This window comes from Bradyrhizobium sp. CCBAU 25338, from assembly GCF_028128965.1.
Classification (GTDB): Bacteria; Pseudomonadota; Alphaproteobacteria; order Rhizobiales; family Xanthobacteraceae; genus Bradyrhizobium; species Bradyrhizobium liaoningense.
This window is the reverse complement of sequence record NZ_LFKY01000002.1, coordinates 454,369-471,583: the sequence shown is the minus strand read 5'-3', so window position 1 is coordinate 471,583 and position 17,215 is coordinate 454,369. Positions and strand designations below refer to the sequence as shown.

Genomic DNA, 17,215 nt, shown 5'->3' with positions numbered 1-17,215 from the left:
CCACGTCTTGCCGCGAAGAAAGACGTGGATGCCCGCGCCAAGGGCGGGCATCCCGTGGAGAGATCCGCCCGACGTCGTTACAGTGCGAGCATGCCCCTCAAATCGGCCCGCAGGGCAAATTCGGAACCAGTGCAACCGGAACGTTTGGCTCGACCGCTGGCGCTCCTCCAATGGTACGACCGCCACCGCCGCCGCCTGCCCTGGCGCGCGGCCCCCGGTGAGACATCGGATCCCTATCGCGTCTGGCTGTCCGAGATCATGCTTCAGCAGACCACCGTGAAGGCGGTCGGCCCTTACTTCGAGAAATTCGTCGCGCGCTGGCCGGATGTCACGGCGCTGGGGCGGGCTTCCCTGGACGACGTACTGCGGATGTGGGCGGGGCTCGGCTATTACTCGCGCGCACGAAACCTCCATGCTTGCGCGGTCGCGGTGACGCGCGAGCATGACGGCATCTTTCCCGATACGGAGGAGGGCTTGCGCGCGCTGCCGGGGATCGGGCCCTACACGGCGGCGGCGATCGCCGCGATCGCCTTCGACCGCCGCACCATGCCGGTCGATGGCAATATCGAGCGGGTGGTGTCGCGCCTGTTCGCGGTCGAGGAGGAGCTGCCGCAGGCCAAACCCCGGATACAGCAATTGGCGGCGACGCTGCTGGCGGATTCTCGCGCCGGCGACGAGACGTCTCGCGCGGGGGACAGCGCGCAGGCGCTGATGGATCTCGGCGCCTCGATCTGCACGCCGAAGAAGCCGGCCTGCTCGCTGTGCCCGCTGAGCGAGGATTGCATGGCGCGCGCGCTCGGCACCCAGGAAACGTTCCCGCGCAAGGCGCCGAAGAAGAGCGGGACGTTGCGGCGGGGGGCGGCTTTCGTGGTCACGCGCGGCGACGAGCTGCTCGTCCGCTCAAGGCCTGACAAGGGGCTGCTCGGCGGCATGACGGAAGTGCCGGGCTCGGACTGGCTCGCCGGCCAGGACGATGCGGCAGCGAAGCAGCAGGCGCCGCAGCTGAAGGGGCTGTCGCGCTGGCAGCGCAAGATGGGCGTTGTCACCCACGTCTTCACGCATTTTCCGCTTGAACTGGTGGTCTACACCGCGAAGGTGGAAGCCCGCACCCGCGCGCCTGAGGGCATGCGCTGGGTGCCGATCGCGACCCTGGCCGGCGAAGCGCTGCCCAACGTCATGCGCAAGGTCATCGCGCATGGATTGGGTCTCTAAAGCATGATCCGGAAAAGTGTGCAGCGGTTTTCCGAAAAGATCATGCTTAAACAACAACCTAAAGCGCGATGACGATTCATCCTAATCGCATGGGGGGGGCCATCCTGCTGACAACAGGCTGTCAGCAGCCTGGCGTTACCAGCGGGCACAGGAGATCTCGCATGGTCAAGACCGCACTCGACAATTTCCGAAGGCCACCCTGTGCCGAACTGCTGGGATGGCGTCTGCTCGACGCCCGCCCGCAGGAGGGCTGGATCAAGCTCGGCTTCGAAGGCAAGCCGGAGTTTTGTAACCCTGCGGGTTTCATCCAGGGCGGCATGCTCTCGGCCATGCTCGACGACACGATGGGCCCGGCCGTGCTGGTGATGAGCGAGGGCCGGCTCTACACCACGACCATCAGCATGACCGTGAACTTCCTCGCGCCCGCCAGGCCCGGTCCGATCATCGGTGAAGCGAAGGTGACGCAGCTCGGCAAGACGATTGCGTTTGTCGAGGCGAAGCTGATGGCGGAGGACGGCACCGTGCTCGCGACGGCCAGCGCGAGCGAGCGGCTGCTGGAGGCGGCGAGGGTCGTGGGGAAATAGACGAGCCGCACACTCCACCTTCCTTCGCCCCTTGTGGGAGAAGGTGGCGCGAAGCGCCGGATGAGGGGTTTCTCTCCGCGAGTCTAAACTGCGAGTTGGACTCGCGGAGAGATACCCCTCACCCGAGTGAGCCTGCGTCTTCCGGCATCGCTGCCCTCTCCCGCAAGGGGGCGAGGGCGCATCAACATGCATCTCGCTTCGAGTGAAAGCTCACGCTCCCGCCCGCGCATCCTTACTCACGATCGCCGGCTTCGCATTCAGCGCGTCGACCTGGAAGCCCGCGACGCGCTTGTAGTTCGCGGCGATGCCTTCCAGCTCCTGCTGGGACAGGACGTCGGTGACGACCTCAAAGCCGTCGGGCGCGCGCTCCTCGACGAGCTGCATCACCTGCTCGGGGCCGTTCTTGCGGTTGAGCAGGACGAGGTCGGTGGTCGCGGGCCTTCGCTCGGCTTCATAGGCGAGCAGGGCGGCGCTCGTCGGGCCATGCGCGAGAATCTCGCGGGTGATGACGCGGGCATCGAGGATCGCCTGCGAGGCGCCGTTCGAGCCGATCGGGTACATCGGATGCGCGGCATCGCCCATCAGCGTGACGCGGCCGAAGGTCCACCGCGACACCGGATCACGGTCGACCAGCGGATATTCATAGGCGTGCGGGCAGTTCTTGATCAGCCCGGGCACGTCGAGCCAGTCGAACTTCCAGCTTTCGAACCAGGGCAAAAATTCCTCCTGCCGCGCGGTGCGGTTGTAGTCCTCGCGCCGCCACTGATAGGTCGGGGGCATGTGCCGCTCGGCGACCCAGTTGATCTGATAGTTGCCCGCCGCATCCGGCGCCTTGCTGATCGGATAGCAGACGAATTTCAGGATCTCGTGCCCCGCCATGATCATGGTGCGGCCGCTGAGGAATGCCTTCGCGGGCGTCACGCCGCGCCAGAGGATGCGGCCGTTCCAGATCGGCGGGCCTTCGCCCGGATAGAGCTTTTCGCGCACGGCGGAATGGATGCCGTCGGCGGCGATCAGAATCGCGCCGTCGTAGGTCCCCGCGGCTTTGCCGGTCGCCTTGTCGATGAAATCAGCGCGCACGCCATCCGCCGTCTCGTTCCAGCCGGTCAGATGGTGGCTGGTGAGGATGTTGTCGCGGCCGAGCCGCTCGATCGCTGCGTCGAGCAGGAGCTGCTGCAGCGTGCCGCGGTGGATCGAGAATTGCGGCCATTTGTACCCGGCCTCCAGTCCGCGCGGCTCGCTCCAGATCGGCTTGCCGTGTTTGGAGAAATATGCGAGCTCGCGCGTCCGCACGCCGCTGGCGTCCAATTTGTCCATCAAGCCGAGCTCGATCAGCTCGCGCACCGCATGCGGCAGCACGTTGATGCCGACGCCGAGCGGCTTCAGTTCGGCGACGCTCTCGAACACTTTTACGGGAACGCCGATTCCGTGCAGGCTGAGCGCAAGTGTCAACCCGCCGATGCCGCCACCGGCGATGAGTACCGTCATGAGAAACCCCTCCCTGTCGCAGGCGTCTTGGCACAGCCGGATGGCGGTGGGCAACTGCGAAGAGGATGTTGTGCTATGGACGTCGGGCCCGACAGTCGTTAGTTTTCGGCTTTCCCATGAGGTCCGACATGCTCAAGCTCTACTACGCCACCGGCACCTGCGCGCTCGCCACCTACATCACCCTGGAAGAAGCCGGCGCCGACTACGCGGCCGAGCGGCTGAGCTTCAAGGACAATCAGCAGAACAGCCCGGACTATCTCGCGATCAACCCGAAGGGCCGCGTGCCGGCGCTGGTCACCGACCGCGGCGTCCTGACCGAGACGCCGGCGATGCTGGCCTATATCGCGCAAGTGTTTCCCAAGGCGAAGCTCGCCCCGCTCGACGATCCCTTCGACTTCGCCGAGGTGCAGTCGTTCAACTCCTATCTCTGCTCGACCGTGCACATCAACCACGCCCACAAGATGCGCGGCGCGCGCTGGGCGACGCAGGAGAGCTCGTTCGCCGACATGAAGGCGATGGTCCCGAAGACCATGGCGGCCTGCTTCAAGCTCATCGAGCAGAAGATGTTTCGGGGACCCTGGGTCATGGGCGATCAGTTCACGATATGCGATCCCTACCTCTACACGCTCTCGACCTGGCTCGAAGGCGACAGCGTCGACATCAATGCGACGCCGAAGATCGCCGATCACTTCAAGCGCATGTCCGACCGCCCCGCGGTGAGCAAGGTGATGGCGGCACAGAAGGCGTAGCAAATCTCGGTGTCGTCCCGGGCAAGCGTAAGCGCAGACCCGGGACCCATACCGCGGAATCTATCGATTGTGCTCGGTAGCAGTACCGAACGACCAGTCTTCACCAAAGCACGTCCTGGGCTATCGCGACGAGCGCAAGCGCTCGCACAGAGGTCCCGGATCGGCGCGCGCTTAGGGCGCGCTTGTCCGGGACGACACCGTGTTTGTTGAAGCTGTAAATTTATCCAGCCTTCCCCTTCTCCAACTCCCGCCCGGTCTCCAGCATCAGCCTTCGCAGCCAGATCGAGCCGGGGTCCATCTGCGCGCGGGTCGGGTGGAACATGAACTGCTCGTCGATCCCGGGGTCGAGCGGCGGTGTCACCGTGACGAGGCCGAGCTGCTTCGACAACGCCGCGATCAGCCGGCGCGGCACGAAGGCGACGAGGTCGGTGCGGGCGGCGACGTGCAGCGCCTCGAGATAGCCTGACACCACCAGGGAAATTTGCCGCTCGATGCCCTTGGCTCGCAGCCAGGTGTCGATCAGGTCCTCGCTGTTGCCGCGGATGATCACGCCGACATGGCGCGCAGCGAGGAACGTCTCGCGCCGCTTCAACTTCGCCCCCATCGGATGGCCGCGCCGCACCGCCAGCGCGTCGCTGTCGGTGTAGAGCAGCTGGCGGTGAAAGCCCTTGAAGGCGTTGCCGATCGAGATCACGAGATCGATCGTGCGGGCGAATTCGGCATGGAAGATCGCGGGTCCCCGCCACGGCACGACGTCGATGCGGACATTGGGCGCAAGGCGCGTCACCTTCTCCATCAAGGGCGGCATCAACAGCTCGACCGCGAGATCCGGCATCATCACGCGGAACTGCCGCTCGCTGCGCGCGGCGTCGAAATCGTCGGGCACGAACAGCCCGCGCACCTGGTCGAGCGCCTGCGCCAGGGGGGCGCGCAGCGCCAGGGCCCGTGGCGTCAGCTCCATCCGCGCGCCGGTGCGCACCAGCAGCGGATCGCCAAAAATGTCGCGCAGGCGCTGGAGCGCATGGCTCGTCGCCGGCTGCGAGAGTCCGATCCGCAGCGCGGCGCGGCTGACATTGGCCTCGCGCAGCAGCGCATCGAGCGCGGTCAGCAGATTGAGGTCGAGCGAATTCAAATTCATAAGGTGAATATATATCATATTCACTATCGATTTGAAGAATGCTGATCGGCCGGTGATGATCTTCGCGATGTCACACCACGGAGATGCCGCCATGAGCGCTGCCGCCAACAAGAAACTGATGCAGGACATTTTCGCCGCCGCCGCCAATCCCGATCCGGCCGCGCGCGATCGCGCCCTGTTCACCGCCAGCCTCGCCGACGACGCCAAATGGGTCGTGACCGGGCAGTATTCCTGGTCCCGCACCTTTTCAGGCAAGGAGGCGATCCTCAACGACCTGCACGGCTATGTGCGGACGCGCCTGCGCGACCGGACGCGGACAATCGCTCACCGCTTCATCGCCGACGGGGACATCGTCGTCGTGGAAGCCAAGGGCGACAACGTCACGCCCGAAGGCGTGCGCTACGACAACGACTATTGCCTGGTGTTTCGCCTCGCGGACGGCAAGATCAAGGAGATCCGCGAGTACTGCGACTCGATCCTGACCGAGAGGGCGCTCGGTCCGTTTCCACAAACGGTCGCGAGAGCCTCGGGCTAGCGGCTTGAGCACCATCTGGTCTGCCGGCTGGCGCCCTTCGTTCCGGTCTGCGAGGGTCGTGTTGGTCTGGCGAAAGCTGGCGGAGATCGTCCGGCTCCGGCGCGAGCGCGCGCGGATACGCTGCCAGCTCGCCGCCATGAGCGAGCGGGAGCTTCTGGATTGCGGAATGACGCGGTCGGAGATCGAGTACGAGCTGAGAAAGCCTGTCCGGCGGAAATAGAGCGGAGGCGGCCTCTATTTCTTCCGGACCCGGAGGAACCTTCGGTTTCCGCCGGCGTTCCCTCGGCTTCGGGAGTGATCGCGCCCCGGCAACCTGCATTTTTTGGGAATTTCATGCTCGCTGGGGCTTCGCACGTTTCAACACAGGTGGGCCGCAGCTTCTCCGGGCTCCGCGAACGACTGAAAGATGCGACCTCGGCTGCGCACCGCGCGCTCGACACCCAGCTTTCCGCATTCGATCTCGGCGGGCTGGCCGGCTATCGCCGCTTTCTTCAGGCCAGCGCCGGAGCTCTTCTTCCGCTCGAAGCCGCCCTCGTCGAGGCCGGCGTGGAGCGCATGTTTCCGGACTGGCCCGAACGGTCGCGCAGCGCTGCGGTTGCGGTTGATCTCGGACGCCTCGGCACGCGCGCGGCGTCGACAGTGTCGGTGCCGCGGCTGACGCGCAGCGGGGTGCTGGGCACGATGTATGTGCTGGAGGGCTCGCGGCTCGGCGCGAAATTCCTGCTGAAGACGGTCACGGACGCGGGCGATGCGCGCGTCAGTGAAGCCACCACCTATCTCCGCCATGGTGCGGGCAAGCGGCTCTGGCAGAGTTTTCTGGTGAAGCTCGCAAGCGAACAGCTGGGTGACGAGGACGAGATAATCGATTCCGCTCGCATTGCTTTCGACGCATTCGAGCGGGCGGCGGACCGCGCATGAACGAGGCGGTCAATCTCACCAATTGCGACCGCGAGCCGATTCACATTCCCGGCAGCGTGCAGCCGTTTGGTTTCCTGCTGGCTGTGCTCTCGGATTTCACGATCTGCATGGCATCAGACAATGTCGGCAGCTTCCTCGGCGCTGACGTTGCCGAGCTGCTCCAACGACCGCTGTCGAGCGTGATCTCGGAGGCGGCCGTCGAGACGATCCGCAGCCGTGTCGATCATCTCGGCGGCCCGGACGCGACCGAACGCCTGTTCGGCGTGGAGCTGCAGTCAGGCAGGCCGCCCTTCGACCTCTCCATTCATCTTTCCGGCGTTTATCTGATCATCGAGGCGGAGCCGAGCGCGCACGAGCCCGGCGTCAATTCGGGCGAACTCGTGCGCTTGATGCTCGAGAGGATCCGCAAGACACGCGGCATGGCCGATCTGGCGCGGGAGGCGGCGCGCCAGCTCAAGGTGCTGACCGGCTTCGACCGGGTCATGGTCTATCAGTTTCATCCGGACGGCTCGGGCGAGGTGATCGCCGAGACCGCGGAGGCGCAACTCGAATCCTTTCTCGGCCTGCGTTATCCTGCATCGGACATTCCAAGGCAGGCGCGGGCCCTCTACCAGCGCAACTGGCTGCGCATCATCGCCGACGTCAATGCCGGGCCGGCCGCGCTGGTGTCGACGGCTACGCACAACGCAGGACTGCTCGATCTTTCGATGAGCGTGCTGCGCTCGGTCTCGCCGATCCACATCGAATATCTGCGCAACATGGGCGTTGCCGCCTCCATGTCGGTGTCGATCCTGCGCGACGGCAAGCTGTGGGGTCTGTTTGCCTGCCATCACTATTCGCCGCGCTATATTTCGTTCGACAGGCGCACCGCGTCCGAGCTGTTCGGGCAGATGTTCTCGTGGATCGTGGAGGGGCGCGAGCGCGAGAGCGATGTTGGCTACGAGGCCCGTGCTCACCAGATCCAGGAACGGCTGATCGAAACCGCCGCGTCGCACGAGCATAGCCGGCGAGCGATCGTCGATTTCGTCGGCGATTACCAGAAAATGATCGAATGCGACGGAGTCGCCGTATGGTCCGACAACAAGATCACGCTCCAGGGCGAGACGCCCACCGAGGACGAGGTCAAGGACCTGGTGGCTTTCATCAACCGGACCTCGCCGGGCCGAATTTTCGCCAGCGGCCAGATCGCTCAGGTCTACGCCGCCGGTCAGGCCTTTCGCGACCGCGCGGCGGGCTTTCTCGCCATCCCGATTTCGAGGACCCCGCGCGATTGCCTGATCTTCTTCCGGCGCGAGGTCCTGCAGGCCGTGAAATGGGCCGGGGATCCCAACAAGGTCTACGATGAAGGTCCGCACGGGCCGCGCCTGACGCCGCGCAAGAGCTTCGAGCTCTGGCAGGAGACGGTGGCGGGGCAGTCGAAGCCGTGGTCGGCGGCCGACATCCGCATCGCCGAGAGCCTGCGCGTTACGCTGCTAGAAGTGATCCTGCAACTGTCCGACCTCGCCGCACGCGAGCGCCGCGGGGCGCAGGAGCGGCAGGAATTGATGATCGCCGAGCTCAATCACCGCGTCCGCAACATCCTGAGCCTCGTGCGTGCCCTGGTGGCGCAGAGCAAGGACACCGCGACCAGTGTCGAGGAGTTCGCCGGCGTGCTCGGCGGCCGCATCCAGGCTCTGGCGCGCGCCCACGACCAGATCACAAATCTGAACTGGGCCCCGGTCGCGCTCCGCAGCTTGGTCGAGTCCGAGGCCGGCGCCTATCTCGGTGCGCGCGCGGGACGGGTGAAGATGGGCGGTCCGGACGTCGCACTCGATCCAAAGGCGTTCGCCACGCTGGCGCTCGTCGTGCATGAGATGATGACCAATTCCGCCAAATATGGCGCACTTGCCGATTCCACCGGCAGTGTCGAGGTGGTCTGGCGCCTCGATCCATCCTCCAGCCTCGTCATCGAATGGAAGGAGAGCGGCGGTCCGCCGGTGCAGCCGCCGTCGCGGCGCGGCTTCGGCACCACGATCATCGAGCGATCGGTGCCGTTCGACCTCAAGGGCGATGCCGAGATCCGCTTCGACCTCCTGGGCGTGCAGGCAAAGTTCGTGATTCCCCCCAATTTCGTCGAATTGGTCCCGTCCATCGCAGGAGCCGCCATGCGCGTCGAGGAGCAGCAGTCCGCCCGACCCAGGATTTCCGACACGGCGCTGATCGTCGAGGACAATCTGATCATCGCCATGGCGGCGGAGGTCATCCTGCTCGATCTCGGCGCCCGCCACGTCGACACCGCCGCGACCGTCGATCAGGCGCTGCGGTCGATCGAGCGCACCCGGCCGAGCTTTGCCCTGCTCGATCTCAACCTCGGCAGCGAGAGCAGCATCAAGGTGGCGGAGAAGCTGAAGGAGATCGGGGTGCCCTTCATCTTCGCGACCGGCTATGGCGAGCGCGCGCCGCTCCCGGAGCAACTGGCGTCGGCGCCGGTGGTCCAGAAGCCTTACACCCTGGAGGTGGTCGAGAACGCGCTCGGCAAATTGCAGCAGGCGGGCGCCCGATAAGCATCCGTTACGAACTGCATGCGGAGTCCTGCATGACCCGGCGGATTCGCATGCGGCTTTGCATAGCTGCCGATAAAATCAGCAGATTCGGTGCGGGCCCGAGCCAGGGCGCGCGAACAATTGGAAGGTTCAATTAAGAAGTGTCCCCCATTGTGTCGCGGTGCAGCGTGGGTCGCCGGGGCGCGACGTGCGGCTGCCGGAGTGGCCGTGACGATCGCCGGAGTTGTTCGGCCCCTCGAATTCACATCATCTGGATGGACAGTGGGAATGCCGAAGTTTCGTTTGCGGATCAGGGGACGCCTGTACGCAGGTTTCATGGCCCTGGTGGCGGTCGGTCTCGTGATGGCCGTGGTTGCCGTCTGGAATTTGCGGGACGTGCAGGATCAGGTCGCAAGACAATCCGCGCTCTCGGACAGCACGGCGCGGGTGCTGGAGATATCCACCCATCTTCAGGCGATCCAGCGCGCCAATCTGCGCTACGTCTACGATGCGAACGAGCCGGCGATGAAGGAAGCGCAGGAGCGAGAAACTGCCGCGATCGAGCTGTTGCGGGTCGGGGCGAAGGGCACGCTCTCGGAGGAGCGGAGAACGCTCTACAACGGCCTGATCGACGACATCGCCAAAATGCGACGCCTGCGTGACAATCTCGGCGACGCCGTCAACGAGGCGAGAACGGGCAAGGCGACGCTGCTGCCGAGCGGGGAGGATCTGGCCGTCAAGACGGGCAAGCTCGTCGACGTGGCGCGCGCCGCCGTCGACGAAGATACCGCGGCCCTCGTCGCCGATCTCGAATCGCGAATCCTGCTCGTGAGGATCGCAAACTGGCGGTTTCTGGCCCTGCGCGATACGCAGGGCCCTGCGACCTTCAGGGCGAGCGTCGACAGGGCAGCGCAACGGCTCGCGGCACTCGAAAAGAGCCCGCAGGCGACGGAGTTGCGAGCCACGCTGGCGCCGGTGAAGACCTCGCTCGGAATCTACAAGTCGGCGTTCGAGACGACCTCCGCAGCGATGCTTCAGGCTGACGAAATCTACCACAAGAACCTCGCGCCTCTCATCGTCGACAGCATCGGCAAGCTCAAGGTTGTGGAAACGACCCTGAAAAAGGACTACCAGGACTCGCGCAACAATGCCGAAGCCGTGATCGCCGGTACGACGACCGTGCAGGAGATCGCCGGCGGCCTCGCCATCTTGTTCGGCGGCATCGTCGCCTTCCTGATCGCCCGCAGCATCGTCGGTCCCCTGACCTCGATGACAGGTGCGATGGGGCGGCTTGCCGGCGGCAATCTCGAAGTCGAGATTCCCGGTCGCGGCAGGGTCGACGAGATTGGCGACATGGCCAAGGCGATCCAGGTGTTCAAGGACAACATGATCGAGACCGAGCGCATGCGCTCCGAGCAGGCCGAGATCGAGGCGCGGCAGGCCGAGAGCCGCAAGAAAGACATGGCCAGGCTTGCCGATCAGTTCGAGCAGGCGGTCGGTGAGATCGTCAACACGGTGTCGTCGGCGTCGAGCGAGCTCGAAGCCTCCGCAGGCACTTTGACCACGACCGCGGCGCGGGCCCAGGACCTTTCGACGGAGGTCGCCAGCGCGTCGCAGGAGGCCTCGGCCAATGTGCAGGCGGTCGCCTCGGCGACCGAGGAGCTCTCCTCCTCGGTATCCGAGATTGCCCGCCAGGTGCAGGAATCCGCCCGCATCGCCACCGAGGCCGTCGGTCAGGCGAGCCGGACCAACGAGCGCGTCGGGGCGCTCTCCAAGGCCGCCGCGCGGATCGGTGACGTGGTCGAGCTGATCAGCACCATCGCCGGCCAGACCAATCTCCTCGCGCTCAACGCCACCATCGAGGCGGCGCGTGCGGGCGAAGCCGGCCGCGGCTTTGCGGTGGTCGCCTCCGAGGTCAAGGCGCTGGCCGAGCAGACTGCGAAGGCCACCGGCGAGATCGCCCAGCAGGTCTCCGGGATACAGGCCGCGACGGAGGAGTCGGTCGGCTCGATCAAGGAGATCAGCGGCACCATCGAGCGGCTGTCGGAGATTTCGTCGACGGTCGCCGCCGCCGTGGAGCAGCAGGGCGCTGCGACGCAGGAGATCTCGCGCAACGTCCAGCAGGCGGCCCACGGCACCCAGCTGGTGTCGTCCAACATCGGCGACGTGCAGCGCGGCGCTTCCGAGACCGGCTCAGCGTCCTCGCAGGTGCTGTCGGCGGCACGCTCGCTCTCGGCCGACAGCAACCGCCTCAAGCTCGAAGTGGCCAAGTTCCTGAGCTCGGTCCACGCCGCCTGAAGCCTCAAACGCAAAAGGCCACGCGCATGCGCGTGGCCTCGAAGAGCGGCGCGATCAGGCCACCTTGGTCGTCATGTGCTTGAACATGTTGCTGCGCGCTTCGTCGTCCATCTCGGCCTTGAAGGTGAACTTGTCCTTCAGGGCGATGGCGCGCGCCGCCGCGGGCCGCGCCGAGATCTCGTCGACGAGCCGCTTCACGTTCGGGTATCGCGCAAAGGCGTCGTCGCCGAGCTTGAACGGTATCATCCGCGCCCAGCCCCACAGTGCCATGTCGACGATCGAATAGCTGTCGCCGACCATGTAGCGGCGGCCTTGGAGGTGACCGTCGAGAATCCTGTAGTGGCGATCGGTCTCGTAGTGGTAGCGATTATGGGCGTAGTCGTGGTTCTGGTCCTTCGGCGCGAAATGCTTGAAGTGGACGGCCTGACCCGAATACGGCCCGACGCCGGTCGCCACGAACATCAGCCAGGACAGCAATTCGGCGCGGTTCGAAGGCAGGAACTTGCCGGTCTTCTCGGCGAGATAGAGCAGGATGGCGTTCGAGTCGAACACGATCGTGCCGTCGTCGTCGATGGCCGGCACCTTGCCGTTCGGATTGATCTTCAGAAATTCAGGCGCGAATTGCTCGCCCTTGCGGGTGTCGATCTTGACCGGCTCGAAGGCCAGTCCGGACTCCTCCAGAAACAGCGCAACCTTGGTCGGATTCGGCGATCCGTTGAAATAGAATCTGAGCATCGAGCATCTCTCCCGGTGTCTGTTGCGCGCGCGGACGCGGCGTGATTGGGCGGACCTTGTCTTGCCTGAACCCGTTGCGGGAGAGCAACCGGCGAGTTTGCTGGGCGGTGTCTGCGCGTTGCGCAGGTCAAGCGGCGTAACAAAGGCCGATTGCCGCCGTAATGACCATGGCCGCGCCCACGGCCTCCAGCCGCAGCCCGAGCCGCGCGGCCAGATGCATGTCGGAGGCCCGCGCCGCGCGCTCCGGTCCGCGCGCGTAGCCGTGGACGATGACGTCGTGGTTGAAATTGTCGTGCGCCTCGTTGCTGCTGGCGAGCCCGACGCAAATCACGAGCATGCCGAACAGCGCGAGCCCGAAAAATCCCAACAGCGCGATCAGGAACATCGGAAACATGCCGACCAGGAAGATCGGCAGCAGCGGCACCAGCAGCAATGTCTCGGATTGTCGTCGCATGGAGCCCAACCGGTCAGGACGGGGCTGATCTGGCCAATCTAGTCCTGGCGACGGCGGCATTCAAGCCGCTGCAGGGTGGGCAAGGCGCGAGGCGCCGTGCCCACCAGCACTGCATCGATCCGGATCGATGGGGATGGCGGGAAGTGGCTACTCCGCCGCCATGCCGGCGCGGATCTCGGCGCGCAGCTCGTCGATCAGCTTGAGACCCTTCTTGGTCTCGACGTGCCAGAAGGTCCAGCCGTTGCAGGCCTGCGCGCCTTGCGCCACCGCGCCGATGCGGTGGATCGAGCCGACCTTATCGCCCAGCATGATGGCGCCGTCGGCACGGACCAGCGCGCCCAGCTTCTTCTTGGCGTCGAACAGTTTCGTGCCGGGCATGATCATGCCGCGCTCGATCAGCTCGGAGAACGCCACCCGCGGCGCTTCGCGCGCGGTCATGAACGGAGCGAGGCTCTCTTCCGGCAGCGGCTCGACCGCGGCGATGCGCGCCTCGGCCGCCCTGGCGTAGGTCTTGTCGCGCTCGAAGCCGATATAGGAGCGGCCGAGGCGCTTGGCGACCGCGCCGGTGGTGCCGGTGCCGTTGAAGGGATCGATCACGAGATCGCCGGGCTTGGATGACGACAGCAGCACGCGCGCGAGCAGGCCTTCCGGCTTCTGCGTCGGATGCACTTTCTTGCCGTCCGCGCCCTTGAGGCGCTCTTCGCCGGTGCAGAGCGGGATCAGCCAGTCGGACCGCGCCTGCACGTCCTCGTTGGCGGCCTTCAGCGCCTCGTAGTTGAACGTATAGCCCTTGGCCTTCTCGTCGCGCGCGGCCCAGATCATGGTCTCGTGCGCGTTGGTGAAGCGGCGGCCGCGGAAATTCGGCATCGGGTTGGTCTTGCGCCAGACGATGTCGTTCAGGAGCCAGAAGCCGAGGTCCTGCATGATCGCGCCGACGCGGAAGATGTTGTGATAGGAGCCGATCACCCAGATCGTCGCCGATGGCTTCATCGCGCGGCGGGCGGCAAGCAGCCAGGCGCGGGTGAAATCGTCATAGGCGGAGAACGAATCGAACTTGTCCCAGTCGTCGTTGACGGCATCGACATGGGATTCGTCGGGGCGCTTGAGATCGCCCTTGAGCTGGAGGTTGTAGGGCGGGTCGGCGAACACCAGGTCGACCGAACCAGCCTGAAGCTTCGACATCTCGGCGACGCAATCGCCGAGAATGATGCGATGCGAAGGAGACTCAAAATTTGTGCGGGGCGCCCTTGCAGACGCCCCGCGACGCGACTCTACCATGACTCAAGAACTCTGACTCAGGCGACGCTGTCGGCGACGCGGGACCAAACAACCGACTGGCCGTTACATTGAAGGGGCAAAGTAAAAAACGACTTAACCCGCCGCTTTCGTGAGCAGCCCTCGCCTTGCCGCTTGTGCGCACGTTGTTGTGCGCATTCGCCATATTTTACAGTGTATTTCGCGTTTGCTCGGCTTGCTGCAGCAATCATGGCTGCAAAAAGGCTGCAAATTTCTCTCGGAAAAAATTGCTCGACCCTCGGAAAAAATTGCTGGCATCGACACGCTGTCGCACTAGGCAATTTTTGCCGGCCACGATATTGATAAAAGCAACGGAAATTTTACGTATGTGGCGCGTTGAGCTTTCGCACTCTCGTGCGCCGTCGAAACTGATTCAGGGACCCCCAAGGGAAAGCCGCCATGCGTTACGATGACTTCCGCCGCAGCGACGACATCGAGGATCGTCGCGATGAAGGTGGCGGCGGGGGAGGAGGCGGGTTCGGCCTGCCGATGGGCGGCGGCGGGCTCGGCATCGGTACCATCATTATCCTCGGCCTGGTCGGTTACGCCTTTGGCATCGATCCACGCATCCTGATCGGCGGCGCCGAGATTCTGACCGGCGGCGGCCAAGCGCCGACCTACCAGACCGATCGCCAGGCGTCCTCGGGCAAGCGCGGCGCGCCGACCGACGAGATGGGCAGCATGATCTCCGGCATCCTCGGCGAGATCGATGATCGCTGGAGCGAGATATTCCAGGCCAGCGGCCAGTCCTACACCGGTCCGAAGATCGTGCTGTTCCGCAACGCCACCAATGGCGGCCGCTGCGGCATGGCGCAGTCGGCGATGGGGCCGTTCTATTGTCCGCCCGACCGCACCATCTACCTCGACACTGGCTTCTTCCGCGAGGTCGAGACGCGCTTTCGCGGCTGCTCCGGCAAGTCGGCGTGCAATTTCACCACCGCCTACATCATTGCGCATGAAGCCGGTCATCACATCCAGAACCTGCTCGGCATCATTCCGCGCGTGACGCGGCTGCAGCAGCAGGTCGGCTCGAAGGCCGAGGCGAATGCGCTCCAGGTGAAGGTGGAGTTGCAGGCCGACTGCCTGTCCGGCGTCTGGGTCAACCGCGAGGCGAAGAAGCGTCCGAACTTCCTCGAGCCCGGCGACATCGACGCCGCGCTGACCACGGCGAGCGCGATCGGCGACGATACGCTGCAGCGCCAGTCGACGGGCCGCGTCGTGCCGGATTCCTTCACCCACGGTTCGGCGGCGCAACGCAAGCAATGGTTCATGACCGGCTACCAGCAGGGCACGGTCCAGGCCTGCAACACGTTCGGCGCGGGGGCGTTGTAAGGAAGGCTCGTGCCCCGGACGCAGCGCAGCGCTTCCTCAGCGGTGCGCTGCAGAGCCGGGGCCCACAATGCCGGTCTCACAAATCTCTCAAGTGGGTCCCGGCTCTGCGGCGCGGCGCTGATGCGCCGCACCTTGTCCGGGACACGAAAGACGCAACATGGCCATCGACGAATCCAAACAATTCATTCCGCTCAACATCGCGGTGCTCACGGTCTCCGACACGCGCGCGCTTGCGGACGACAAGTCCGGCCAGACCCTGGTCGATCGTCTCACCGCTGCGGGCCATCATCTCGCCGCGCGCGAGATCGTCACCGACGATGTCGAGGCGATCCGCGCCGTGATCCGCCGCTGGATTGCAGATAGCGGCGTCGACGTCGTCATCACCACCGGCGGCACCGGCTTCACCGGGCGCGACGTCACGCCGGAGGCGATCGAGCCGTTGTTCGAGAAGCGCATGGACGGTTTCTCGATCGCGTTCCACCTGCTGAGCCATGCCAAGATCGGCACATCGACGATCCAGAGCCGCGCCACCGCGGGCGTCGCCGGCGCGACCTACATCTTCTGCCTGCCGGGCTCGCCCGGTGCCTGCCGCGACGGCTGGGACGGCATCCTGGCGGCTCAGCTCGACTATCGCACGCGCCCCTGCAATTTCGTCGAGATCATGCCGCGGCTGGACGAGCACCTGCGCCGGCCGAAGGCGCAAGGCGCGACCGTGTGAGCGCGTTGTGCGGATGATGTCCAGTTGATCGAGGCACGGGCTTCTTCCCTTCTCCCCTCATGTTCGCCGAAGCCTTGGCGAAGGCGGATGTGGGAGAAGGTGGCGCGAAGCGCCGGATGAGGGGTATCTATCGACACGGCGGGCGCGGAGAGATACCCCTCACCCAGGCGAGCCCGTGTCTGACAGTTGACATGCCCTCTCCCACAAGGGGCGAGGGCACATCTATGCGCACCTCGCTCGCTGCAAGAGCGTTAGAGATCCCGTTCCCAGGTCTCGCCAACAAGATCCTGCCCGAAGCTGCGATGCGGCTCGGTGGCGACGAGCCTGAAACCTGCGCTTTGATAGATGCCGCGTGCGGCAACCAGGATGCTCTGCGTCCACAGCGTCATCTTGCTGTAGCCCCGCTCGCGTGCGCCCTTGATACATTGCTCGACCAGCGCACGGCCGACGCCGAGGCCTCGCGCTTTCTTCTCCACCTGCAACAGGCGGAGTTTTGCGGTCTCGTCCGTGGCCTTGACCAGGAACACCGAGCCGACCGGCTCGCCGCCGACCTCGGCGATCCAGCAGTGCTCGCGCGCGGCGTCGTAATTCCTGATGAACTGCGCGCAGATCTCGGCGACCAGCGCCTCGTAGCTGATGTCCCAATCGTAGTCCGCGGCGTAGGCGGCAGCCTGCCGGGAGACGACCCAGCCCATGTCGCCGACGCGATGGCTGCGCAGCATGAAAGCCGTGGGCGGGCTTCGGCGTTGCTCCAGCACGGCCTCGATGGTCGCCATGGCCTGCGTGAGCCGCGTCGCATCGCCGGGCGAGAGCTGAGCCAGCATCGCGGCGACCTCGTTTTGCGAGCTCAGGTTCAGCTTGGCGAAAGCCTGCCGGCCCTTGGCGGTCAGGCTGAGCTGGTATTGCCTGCGGTCCGCGGGCAGGGGCTTTCGCGTGATCAGCCCCTTCTCGTCGAAGCTCTGGACGATGCGGCTGAGATAGCCGGGATCGAGACCGAGCTCGTTTCCGATCTCTTTTGCGGCAAGGTCGTCGCGATGGGCGAGCTCGTAGAGCACCCGAGCTTCGCTGAGCGAGAACGGACTCTTGCCGAGGTGCTGGTCGAGCACACCGAGCTTGCGGGTGTAGAAGCGGTTGAAGGCGCGAACCGCTGCGACGTGGTCGTCGTCGGCCTGTTCGGCCACGGCGTTTGACGACGAAGCTTTCGATAGCATGGGATCACCTCGATATTTGCCATTG

16 protein-coding genes are annotated in these 17,215 nt (G+C 65.1%); 10 read left to right on the top strand and 6 right to left on the bottom strand.

Features of this window, described 5'->3' with window-relative positions:
* Window positions 1–90 precede the first annotated feature (90 nt).
* Both mutY and ACM42_RS03635 read left to right on the top strand, forming a co-directional pair.
* Window positions 91–1,212: an A/G-specific adenine glycosylase gene (mutY, locus tag ACM42_RS03640; RefSeq protein ID WP_271526638.1), complete on the top strand. Its 1,122-nt coding sequence runs from the start codon at window positions 91–93 to the stop codon at window positions 1,210–1,212.
* 161 nt (window positions 1,213–1,373) lie between these two features.
* Window positions 1,374–1,796, top strand: coding sequence for a PaaI family thioesterase (locus ACM42_RS03635; RefSeq protein ID WP_271526637.1), 423 nt, complete (start codon window positions 1,374–1,376; stop codon window positions 1,794–1,796).
* Window positions 1,797–2,006: 210 nt separating this feature from the next.
* On the opposite strand, the gene ACM42_RS03630 is transcribed toward ACM42_RS03635, so the two are convergent.
* On the bottom strand, window positions 2,007–3,284 hold the full coding sequence (locus ACM42_RS03630; protein ID WP_271526636.1) for a flavin-dependent oxidoreductase: 1,278 nt from the start codon (window positions 3,282–3,284) through the stop codon (window positions 2,007–2,009).
* A 128-nt stretch (window positions 3,285–3,412) separates the two neighbouring features.
* On the opposite strand from ACM42_RS03630, the gene ACM42_RS03625 reads away from it, so the two are divergent.
* Window positions 3,413–4,033, top strand: coding sequence for a glutathione S-transferase family protein (locus tag ACM42_RS03625; protein ID WP_271526635.1), 621 nt, complete (start codon window positions 3,413–3,415; stop codon window positions 4,031–4,033).
* Between the two features lie 220 nt (window positions 4,034–4,253).
* Here ACM42_RS03625 and ACM42_RS03620 read toward each other — a convergent pair whose 3' ends face one another.
* Window positions 4,254–5,171, bottom strand: coding sequence for a LysR family transcriptional regulator (locus ACM42_RS03620; RefSeq protein ID WP_271526634.1), 918 nt, complete (start codon window positions 5,169–5,171; stop codon window positions 4,254–4,256).
* 91 nt (window positions 5,172–5,262) lie between these two features.
* Between ACM42_RS03620 and ACM42_RS03615 the strand changes: the two genes are divergently transcribed.
* The 5 genes from ACM42_RS03615 (at window position 5,263) to ACM42_RS03595 (ending at window position 11,444) form a co-directional block, all read left to right on the top strand.
* Window positions 5,263–5,706: a nuclear transport factor 2 family protein gene (locus ACM42_RS03615; RefSeq protein ID WP_271526633.1), complete on the top strand. Its 444-nt coding sequence runs from the start codon at window positions 5,263–5,265 to the stop codon at window positions 5,704–5,706.
* 58 nt (window positions 5,707–5,764) lie between these two features.
* Window positions 5,765–5,926, top strand: a complete 162-nt coding sequence (locus tag ACM42_RS03610) for a DUF1127 domain-containing protein (protein ID WP_271526632.1) — start codon at window positions 5,765–5,767, stop codon at window positions 5,924–5,926.
* A gap of 74 nt (window positions 5,927–6,000) precedes the next feature.
* The gene (locus ACM42_RS03605) at window positions 6,001–6,624 is read left to right on the top strand and encodes a biliverdin-producing heme oxygenase (protein ID WP_333921064.1); all 624 of its coding nucleotides are present in this window, start codon (window positions 6,001–6,003) and stop codon (window positions 6,622–6,624) included.
* The gene (locus ACM42_RS03600; RefSeq protein WP_271526631.1) at window positions 6,621–9,167 is read left to right on the top strand and encodes an HWE histidine kinase domain-containing protein; all 2,547 of its coding nucleotides are present in this window, start codon (window positions 6,621–6,623) and stop codon (window positions 9,165–9,167) included. The genes ACM42_RS03605 and ACM42_RS03600 overlap by 4 nt, the downstream gene beginning before the upstream one ends.
* Before the next feature lie 267 nt (window positions 9,168–9,434).
* Window positions 9,435–11,444 (top strand): HAMP domain-containing methyl-accepting chemotaxis protein, encoded by a 2,010-nt coding sequence (locus tag ACM42_RS03595; protein ID WP_271526630.1) that lies wholly within the window; start codon window positions 9,435–9,437, stop codon window positions 11,442–11,444.
* Between the two features lie 54 nt (window positions 11,445–11,498).
* On the opposite strand, the gene ACM42_RS03590 is transcribed toward ACM42_RS03595, so the two are convergent.
* The 3 genes from ACM42_RS03590 to ACM42_RS03580 all read right to left on the bottom strand — a co-directional run bounded on the left by ACM42_RS03590 (window position 11,499) and on the right by ACM42_RS03580 (window position 13,911).
* The gene (locus ACM42_RS03590) at window positions 11,499–12,179 is read right to left on the bottom strand and encodes a glutathione S-transferase family protein (protein ID WP_271526629.1); all 681 of its coding nucleotides are present in this window, start codon (window positions 12,177–12,179) and stop codon (window positions 11,499–11,501) included.
* Between the two features lie 127 nt (window positions 12,180–12,306).
* Window positions 12,307–12,633, bottom strand: coding sequence for a hypothetical protein (locus ACM42_RS03585; protein WP_271526628.1), 327 nt, complete (start codon window positions 12,631–12,633; stop codon window positions 12,307–12,309).
* Between the two features lie 147 nt (window positions 12,634–12,780).
* On the bottom strand, window positions 12,781–13,911 hold the full coding sequence (locus tag ACM42_RS03580) for a site-specific DNA-methyltransferase (RefSeq protein WP_271526627.1): 1,131 nt from the start codon (window positions 13,909–13,911) through the stop codon (window positions 12,781–12,783).
* A gap of 417 nt (window positions 13,912–14,328) precedes the next feature.
* Between ACM42_RS03580 and ypfJ the strand changes: the two genes are divergently transcribed.
* Together ypfJ and moaB are read left to right on the top strand one after the other, a co-directional pair.
* The gene (gene ypfJ / locus ACM42_RS03575) at window positions 14,329–15,261 is read left to right on the top strand and encodes a KPN_02809 family neutral zinc metallopeptidase (protein WP_271526626.1); all 933 of its coding nucleotides are present in this window, start codon (window positions 14,329–14,331) and stop codon (window positions 15,259–15,261) included.
* Between the two features lie 157 nt (window positions 15,262–15,418).
* A complete protein-coding gene (gene moaB, locus ACM42_RS03570) occupies window positions 15,419–15,979 on the top strand; it encodes a molybdenum cofactor biosynthesis protein B (RefSeq protein WP_271526625.1) in 561 nt (186 codons plus the stop codon).
* Between the two features lie 251 nt (window positions 15,980–16,230).
* Here the strand turns inward: moaB and ACM42_RS03565 are convergent, their stop codons facing one another.
* Window positions 16,231–17,190 carry a bifunctional helix-turn-helix transcriptional regulator/GNAT family N-acetyltransferase gene (locus ACM42_RS03565; RefSeq protein ID WP_271526624.1) on the bottom strand — a complete coding sequence of 320 codons (960 nt, stop codon included), beginning with the start codon at window positions 17,188–17,190 and terminating at the stop codon, window positions 16,231–16,233.
* Between the last annotated feature and the right edge of the window lie 25 nt (window positions 17,191–17,215).